We start from the raw sequence: 8,449 nt of genomic DNA, 5'->3' as shown, positions 1-8,449 counted from the left end.
GGTTCTATTCTCAGTGTTTGCTATTGGTGGCGCACTGGGCGGCGGTAACATGTTCCAAGCTAACCAAGCGTTTAAACAGGTGGTTGGCGTAACTGGCGGAGATGCGTCATTCCTTGCTGATAAAGGCTGGTTGTTCGGTATCATTCTTGCGGTTATCGTCGGTATTGTGATTATCGGTGGTATCAAATCTATCGCAAAAGTGACCGAGAAAGTCGTTCCTTTCATGGCGGCCATTTACGTCGGTGCCGCGCTTATCATCATCGGTATGAACTTTGACCGCATAGACGATGCTTTCGCGGCTATCATCAATGGTGCCTTTACTGGTGAAGGTATTGCCGGTGGTGTGATTGGCGTTCTTATCCAAGGTTTCAAACGTGCAGCGTTCTCAAACGAAGCGGGTGTCGGTTCTGCGGCTATTGCCCACGCAGCAGTAAAAACAAAAGAACCGATGTCGGAAGGGTTTGTATCTTTACTTGAACCTTTCATCGATACCGTCGTCATTTGTACCATGACCGCACTGGTTATCATTATCACAGGTTACCTTGATAACGATTCTGGCCTAGCTGGCGTAGAACTGACATCAGCAGCCTTTGGTAGCTCAATCAGTTGGTTCCCATACATTCTTGCTATTGCCGTGGTTCTGTTTGCTTTCTCTACCATGATCTCTTGGTCTTACTATGGTCTAAAAGCATGGACATACCTATTTGGCGAGAGCAAAACGGCTGAAATCATCTTCAAAGTGAAGTTCTGTGTCTTTGTGGTTATCGGTTCAGCGATGAACTTAGGCCCTGTTATCGATTTCTCAGATGCGATGATTTTCTCAATGGCACTGGTCAACATCGTTGGACTTTACATTTTAGTCCCTGAAATCAAGCGTGATTTAGCTGACTACTTAGAACGCCACAAGGCAGGAAAAGTATACAATGTCTCTAATGTAGCTGCCTCAAACGTAACCAAAGATGCTTAATTCATCTCGGTACTGTGTATCGCACAATGATGATATGTACCATGCAATAAAGTTATAGCTTTGAGACAAGTAGCTAAACAGTTCAATTGACGAATAGCGTTGAAAACCCAAAACAGCAGATAATTTATCTGCTGTTTTTTTATGGCGGCCATTCCAAGGTAAGTATTCCGTATCAACCAAGAACCTCATCTAACGAGTGGCGATACGATTGATTTGACTCTCAGGCACGGTGCCAAATCGCTAGGCAAAACTATCTCGGTTATCATCTAACCATCGCATTAATTTGTGAATATGCCCTTTCATTTCCTCTAGTTCATCATCTTCCCAACTTTCAAAAACGTGTGAAATATTTGGAAGTAACGCGTTCATTATCTCCTGACACAAGATTAAGCCTTTATCCGTAATTTTAAGATGGCGACGGCGTTTATCCTGAGAATCAGAAATGGATTCCAGTAGCTCTTTGTCGACTAAAACCGTCACAATTTTAGTAATGCCCGGTTGATTCATTTCCATCACATTCACTAACTCGGTAACCGTCCAGCTTCGTTTTGGATTATGAGTAAAATGGTTCAACACACCAAATTGAGAAGGGTTTAACGGCATATCAGCAAAGAGCTTTGCTTCTCGGGTTGCGATTAACTGACGCACAATACCAAGGTGCACCATTAATTGGGCTTCACTCTGTTTTCTCGCGTTCACATTTGTTCCTCCAGCAATGTTAAATGAAGACAAAACGTCGTTTGAAACACGAACAATGTGCTCATTTAAAATACTAACTTGCCAAATCATTCCTTGGAATATACTATACATTCCAAGGAATCAATATTGTTTTTTTTACCAGAGGGAGCGAGACATGAACCGTAGAAACTTTATTAAAGTCGTGGGAGTCGGTATTGGAGCTGCAACACTGAGTAGCGCAATCATTAGCGTTAACAGTAATGGGACTCCTGATGATAATTATGGGTGGAATGGACCTTCGCCAGAGCAGCAAGATATTCGCATGCAGGTGCTCTCTTATGCGATTCTGAGCCCAAACCCACACAATATACAACCTTGGATAATTAAGCTGACAGGGCCACTCAGTTTTGACCTTTATGTGGATCCTAACCGCCTACTGCCTAAGACCGATCCTATTTATCGTCAAATCCATATCGGCCAAGGCACCTTTTTAGAAACCCTTGCCATTGCAGCGACAGGGTTAGGCTATGAAGCCAGCTTCGACTATTTTCCTCAAGGTATGTACAGCAATACAGAATTACTCGACAAACCTGTCGCTTCTGTTGTACTCAACAAGCAATCGACATTCACCCCCGACCCGCTTTTTGCTCATATATTAACAAGGCAGTCAAATAAACGTGGGTACAACAATTATCAGTTGACTCAAACAGAAGTGGAGACTCTGAAAGCTTTTACCAACAAACGAGGTCAATACCCGTTAACCATCACCCATTCAGCGAGTGACAAACAAAACCTAGAAAAAATCCTGACTGAAGCCATGCAAATTGAGGTCGACGATAGAGACCGCAGCCATGAAACCCTTGCAATGTTTCGGTTCAACGACGATGAAGTGAAGAAGTACCGAGATGGATTTGGCGTCGCTCAGTCAGGCGTGACCGGAATCAAAAAGATGATTGCTGAAAACTTCTTTCTTTCAAGAAAAGAGATCGAACTCGACCCTACTGAGTTCGATCGCCAGTCGGTCGTTATGGTTAAAGACACGGTGACTTCAACAGAAACCTTCGGTTGGATCAGTAGTGCTGGTAATACCCGCCTTGACCAGGTAAAAGTCGGACAAGACTATGCCCGTCTTAACCTTCAAACTGCCGCAATGGGGCTTGTTCAGCACCCAATGAGTCAAGTATTGCAAGAATATTCTGATATGTTGCCACTTCAAGCATCGTTTAAAGAGACATTTAAAATAAGCAAAGACGATACCGTACAAATGTTGTTTCGATTAGGAAAAGCAAATCGCACACCACCCAGTGCACGACGCGTGGTTTCCCAGTTAATGAAAAGTTAAGCAGAGTGCTGGCTATGTACTAACGTCATGAAAGCGATGTTCACAATGAACATCGCTTTGTTTTGTTTTGTTTTGTTTTGTTTTGTCGAAAAACTAATCTCCCAATAGTGTTGATAGCAAAACAAATTCTCGCTTAAAGCTGAAACTCTCCTCTCCTGACGCTTGTCCTAACAAATACTCTGTCAACGTCGTAGCAGAATGGCTATCGTGATGACCTTTAACCAACACAGTCGACTGAGTGAGTAATGGGTTGCGCATCAGCGGAATCGTCTCTTCTTCTCCCTGACGCGTCTCTAAACGCAAGCTTGTCGGCTGGAAAGTAAACCAAGACAGTAGTTGTAAGGTCTTTTGTTCGCTAATGGCGATGTCTTCAGGAAATTTAAGCCACAACTCGTGTGTATCTTGTAAAGCATACACGGCTTCCTGAATCGAACGGTTTAACTGCGTTAAGCTCAGAGAACTCAAATCATTAAATGTGATGACTCCTATATTATTACTGATCTCCCATTGAATCACGGAACTTGGGGCTGGCGCTGAATCAGTATCTTGCTCGGAATCAGTTGAAACACTTTGCGTACTGTGTTGAGCCAGAGCGACTATATGTATGTCTCCAACCTCATCAGCCATATCTTTGAGCAAGCTTTGCCACTCTTGTTCCAACTGTATATTTTCAGCCTCAACGAAATAAGGTTGATACATTGACTGCCATTTTTGCTCTATATCGACATAATTAGCGTAGTCTTCCACAACCGAATTCCACACGGCATCATAATCATCGGCAAACCCTGTTGTTGTCCGAGCCATGGACATAACCGATGTATTTTGAAGGATGACCTTCATTTTGTCTGTATTGGTTCTACTACCGCTGTCTTTTGCATATAACTCAAAAACATACGTACCCGCCATAGTGGGGTTCACTAATGTCGCCGTTAAATCCTTATCGTTTAGTATGGTGAGCTGTTGTGGCCCCGAAATTTGAGTCCATTTCGTCTCCTTTATACTGTAAAAATTCTTAGGGTATGACTTCGCTGAGCCTTTCAAAGTTAGGGTTGTTTTCGGTAGTGTGTGCAGCTGATCGGCACCGGCATCAACCGTTGGTTTCGTTAGATCGTTAGTACCGTTAATATCATCACTATCACAGCCAGATACGATAAGCAGTAATACAATCAGTAATGCACCTTTAGGATTCATCATTTTCTGTATTCCTCTCATCAAAATCGGTAGCTAAAGCCAGTGGAAACAAACGTATTGTCACTGTCATAGAAATTGATATTCGAGTCTTGGCTTTGATAACCCGCCATCACGTGCAGCTGTATGTTGCGCCAATTGAAAGGGGCACTGTAGCTGTAAATAGAAAACACACTTAAAGAGTCATAATCTCGCTTGAGATTAAAAACTGGGTTTTCAGAGTCAAATTCAGCTTTACTGCCTCTTAACGTGGTGACAAGATTGTGCTGAGAACGATCAAGAACGATAGAGAGTTGCGCGCTGATTTCATCGAAGCTATTGGCATCGCCTTTCGCATCTCTCGTGGTGTAATAAAGGGCGGGGGCGAGAACAAAAGATGGGCTAAACGGGATGGCCATTTCAGTACCAAAACGTTGGTAGTTACTTTCCCTGTCAAGTAGAGAGTTCTCATCAGCTGTCAAAGATTGCGATGTGCCTATCTGGTCTTTTTCTACTTCACTGGACGCCACTGCGTATTTTAGCGTAATGGGTAACGCTGAGTTTATGTCGAGTGCAAAACGAATTCCAGCCACCGATTGTTCTGTTGTTTCTCTCTTTTGATTGGTCAAGTATGGGTCTTGCCATACCTCGTCCATCCCTGGCAAGTTACCAAATAACGCAGCGGTTAAGGTCAGCTGTTTATTCAATCTATGAGCGACCCCAACTTCCGCTTGGAACTGCGCTTCTGCAATTTGGTCTTCACTATTACCAAGGAAAATAAGCGTATTCCCAAAACTGTATTGCAAGCGACCGAGAATAAAAGGTGAGGCGCTTTCGACTGTTTTTCCACTGTTGTGTAAGTCGTCGGTAATGGCATTGTCATCATGGGTACTGCTCTGCGACTGGCTTTCGCCTACACCGACATTTAGGCTAATACCACCACTGAAACCTGGGGTGAACGGATCAGCTTCTGCAAAACTCGCATTTGAGATAAGGGTACAGGTAGCACCAAGTAAAATGCCTTTCAGAGGCGTTGGGAGATTCATGTTAATTCCTTGTGAGTGACGAATCATTGGACACGTCAAAATTAACATTCACACCATGAATGGGTCTTTGTCGTTTTATGGACGATTTGTGTCCAAGTTGGTCACATTGCCCAATCGAGCCTCAGGTTGTCGTATATTCATTGGCCAAGAAAGTTCAAAAGAGGCACCACCAGAAGCCGATTCCCCAACACGTGCCGTCCCTTTGTGCCACACCATAATTTGTTTCACAATCGCCAAACCTAACCCATGACCTTTGTCACTTCTTCGCTCTTGATTCTCGAGTTGAGCAAAAGGTTCAAATATTCGTTCAGCCTGTTCAATAGGTACACCTACCCCATCGTCTTCCACTAAGATTCGATATTGACCATCCTCTACCTCAAACGACATAGTAATCGTTTCCTGAGCAAAGCGGCTCGCGTTAGCCAGTACGTTTTTAACCGCTCTCATTAACCCTTTATTATCAAGAAACACCTGTTGTTCTTTAAGATCGGGGGAGCAATAGAATCGAATATCCAGATCTGGATTCTCTAGCTTGAAATACTCCACTTCGGTGATTAATTCATCGGCAAAGCAGCAGTTAGAGAACTGGTTCATATCCGCTACTCGGTTGTAACGAGACAGGAGGAGGCTCTGATTAATCAGGTGATCAAGATCATCGATACTCGAATGAATGGTTTGCCTGTACTTCTCTTTTAACTCTTCAGAGGTGTTTGTCTCTTCTACCATTTCTAAAGCAAAACGAAGACGATACAGAGGCGTTCTCAAATCGTGGGCAATCGCATTGGTTAGCTCTCTTTGCCCAGCAATGAGTTTCTGAATATTGTCTGCCATTTTATTAAATGAATCGCTTAGCTGTGAGATAACAGACATTTTCGATGCCGTCGCACGTTGAGAAAGCACGCCTTGTCCGAATTCATTCGACGTCTTGACTAGCCGCTTCAAATCTCTCCACAATGGATAGGCCCACATCACCATGGCAATTGAGATGAACAAAAAAAAGAAGATTACAATTGCAGAAATCAGTTTCATTTCAGTCGCCGTTGAGATGTTATCTTGCACATGAAGCCACACATTAGGGGCGACAGATGCCAGTAAATTTATCTCTCCTAAGTGATTTGTATACGAGATAATTTCTTGGGATTTACCAATGAGCGCTTTTGTTGCCTCTGGTGACAATTCACTGTCTGTTTTTAAACTAATTTGAAAGGGAATATTTGAATTTTGAGTGGCTATTTTTTGCGCCCACTCACTCTCAGGATAACGGCGTAAATCCTTTACAGCCAAATACAGTACCCCTTTTGCTTGATTGAGTACCGCAAGTTCTGTGGATTCATTCAGTGCCAAATAGAGCACTCGATCGCTATCGCCTACGCGCTGCAATAGGGCCATAGGATCACCAAACAAAAATTTGATTTCCCTTCGCTGAAGAGCATCATAAAGATGAGGTTCCGACTTATACTCTTCGATGGGTTGAAGTTTCAGTGGGTAACCAAAGTGAACCGAATAATTAGCGATGGTCGATTGCCATTGGTTTTGTGGAAGTGCGAGCAACTCTTCGCTCAACATTTCAAAATTAACGCTATAGGTCTGTTTATAAAAGTCTTCTGAAAAGGACTCGTTGATACGCTGTATAGGATTAATCGATGTGGGAATAATGAGAAGAATAATGGGCACAAAGACAGCAAGCCACAAAATTGAGAATGCTTTAATCATGCCACTGCCTCTCCCGAAGCCAAACAAAGCTGGTAACCCACGCCTCGCACGGTTTTTATCAGTTCAGGTTCATTCGGATCATCATGAAGCGAACGACGTAAACGCGAGATTCTTCGGTCGATTGAGCGGTCGAGCCCATCGTATTCAAACCCTCGGATATGCTGCGCGATATCATCCCGTGATACCACACTGCCAACATGTCTAGCGAGCAGATAGAGAAGCTCAAATTCAGATGTTGTCAGCTTAATGGGTTGTTGATTCAGGGTGACCGTTCGATGTTGAAGGTTGATGAGAAGCGATCCTAGTTTGAGCTGGTCTTGACTATTTTCTAGCGCGCTTCGCTCTTGACGTCTTAGCAACGCCCTAATCCTTGAAAGCAAAAGACGTGGCTTTACTTTTTTGACAATGTAATCATCCGCACCAAGCTCTAACCCCATCATCTGATCAATATCATCGTCCAACGCGGTTTGCATCAAAATCATGCCATGATATTGAGAACGAATTGCTCGGCAAACCTCCATACCACTCTGCCCTGGAAGCATCACATCCAAAATAACAAGGTCAGGATGTTTTGCTAAGATCACATCAACCGCAGTCATCCCGTCGGAAACTATCTCAATCGAAAATTCATAATTCTGAAGAAAGTCTCGTATTAACTCGGCAAGTTCTATGTCGTCTTCTACAAGGATGATGTTAAAAGAAGCAGATAAATTCATGGACCCAAACAAAATGATGATTCATGAGAGAACTATAACTCAAGCTTATAGTTACCTATGTGACCATTTGTGACTAACAAAAAGAAATGTGAGCTTCCTAAACAAAAAGAGCGGATGAATTGTCTTCATCCGCTCTTTAACTTATAAGCCTTTTGTGACCATTAGCGTGTATCGCTTAAACGAATACCCTCGCTGTGACGTTGTATTATTTGTTTACGTTCACTTGAAACTAGATGGTTAACGCTGAATAGGCCACACCGATGAAGCCCAAACTTGCCAAAACTAATACCGCTTTGTTCGCCATGACACCGCCGTTTTCAGCCGCTTTACCAAACATACCGAAGACTAATGGGTGCACTAGAAAGGTCATTGCGAAAGTAAAGGTAATCAAACTTGCCGCGGTTGCACCAAACATGCCTTCTTGAACCGCCGCAAATAAGCCAAAGTGAGACAAACCTGACGCTGCCGACATAGATGCATGCTCAAGAGACATACCCGCCAGGCTTAAGATAGTAAAGCTACCAAATACCGCGACGATCTGCCAACCTAGTGAGAACTGCATCAACCCTTTAACTTCGGTTGCTTCACAGCCATTAGAATTGCGTAAGTTCTTTAAAGAAAGAGCAACAAAAGCTGCACCAACCAGAATCAGTGGAATAGTCCATTCAACCATCAACGCATTACGCTCTGCACTTGCCGCCAAAATCGTAAAGACAAAGATGTGACCCGCAAATGGAATGTTAATCATGATTGGTGCACGAGATGATGCCGTGCGACCAAAATCACCCGCTGTACACGCACCTGTTAGGCCAGAGTGAGA

General features: G+C 43.4%; 7 protein-coding genes and 1 pseudogene. 2 read left to right on the top strand and 6 right to left on the bottom strand.

The window, feature by feature from the left end; translation table 11 throughout:
- On the top strand, positions 1–967 hold a 967-nt coding region (locus ACP45E_RS21475), incomplete at its 5' end, for an alanine/glycine:cation symporter family protein (protein ID WP_141707477.1).
- A 240-nt stretch (positions 968–1,207) separates the two neighbouring features.
- Here the strand turns inward: ACP45E_RS21475 and ACP45E_RS21470 are convergent.
- A complete protein-coding gene (locus tag ACP45E_RS21470; protein WP_241824374.1) occupies positions 1,208–1,777 on the bottom strand; it encodes a MarR family winged helix-turn-helix transcriptional regulator in 570 nt (189 codons plus the stop codon).
- Between the two features lie 43 nt (positions 1,778–1,820).
- Between ACP45E_RS21470 and ACP45E_RS21465 the strand changes: the two genes are divergently transcribed.
- Positions 1,821–2,987, top strand: a complete 1,167-nt coding sequence (locus tag ACP45E_RS21465; protein ID WP_017037041.1) for an Acg family FMN-binding oxidoreductase — start codon at positions 1,821–1,823, stop codon at positions 2,985–2,987.
- Between the two features lie 93 nt (positions 2,988–3,080).
- On the opposite strand, the gene ACP45E_RS21460 is transcribed toward ACP45E_RS21465, so the two are convergent.
- From ACP45E_RS21460 to ACP45E_RS21440, 5 genes and pseudogenes are all read right to left on the bottom strand, one after another.
- Positions 3,081–4,181 (bottom strand): PKD domain-containing protein, encoded by a 1,101-nt coding sequence (locus ACP45E_RS21460; protein ID WP_017037040.1) that lies wholly within the window; start codon positions 4,179–4,181, stop codon positions 3,081–3,083.
- Between the two features lie 17 nt (positions 4,182–4,198).
- Entirely contained in the window at positions 4,199–5,200 is a 1,002-nt protein-coding gene (locus tag ACP45E_RS21455; protein WP_017037039.1) for a DUF2860 family protein, read from the bottom strand.
- A 75-nt stretch (positions 5,201–5,275) separates the two neighbouring features.
- Complete coding sequence (locus ACP45E_RS21450; RefSeq protein ID WP_017033903.1) at positions 5,276–6,913, bottom strand: ATP-binding protein; 1,638 nt, start codon at positions 6,911–6,913, stop codon at positions 5,276–5,278.
- A complete protein-coding gene (locus ACP45E_RS21445) occupies positions 6,910–7,629 on the bottom strand; it encodes a winged helix-turn-helix domain-containing protein (protein ID WP_017033904.1) in 720 nt (239 codons plus the stop codon). The genes ACP45E_RS21450 and ACP45E_RS21445 overlap by 4 nt, the downstream gene beginning before the upstream one ends.
- A gap of 229 nt (positions 7,630–7,858) precedes the next feature.
- A pseudogene (locus tag ACP45E_RS21440) lies at positions 7,859–8,449 on the bottom strand (hypothetical protein); the annotation flags it as partial.

Source organism: Vibrio genomosp. F10 str. 9ZD137 (assembly GCF_049974785.1).
Classification (GTDB): domain Bacteria; phylum Pseudomonadota; class Gammaproteobacteria; order Enterobacterales; family Vibrionaceae; genus Vibrio.
This window is presented reverse-complemented; position numbering and strand designations above follow the sequence as displayed.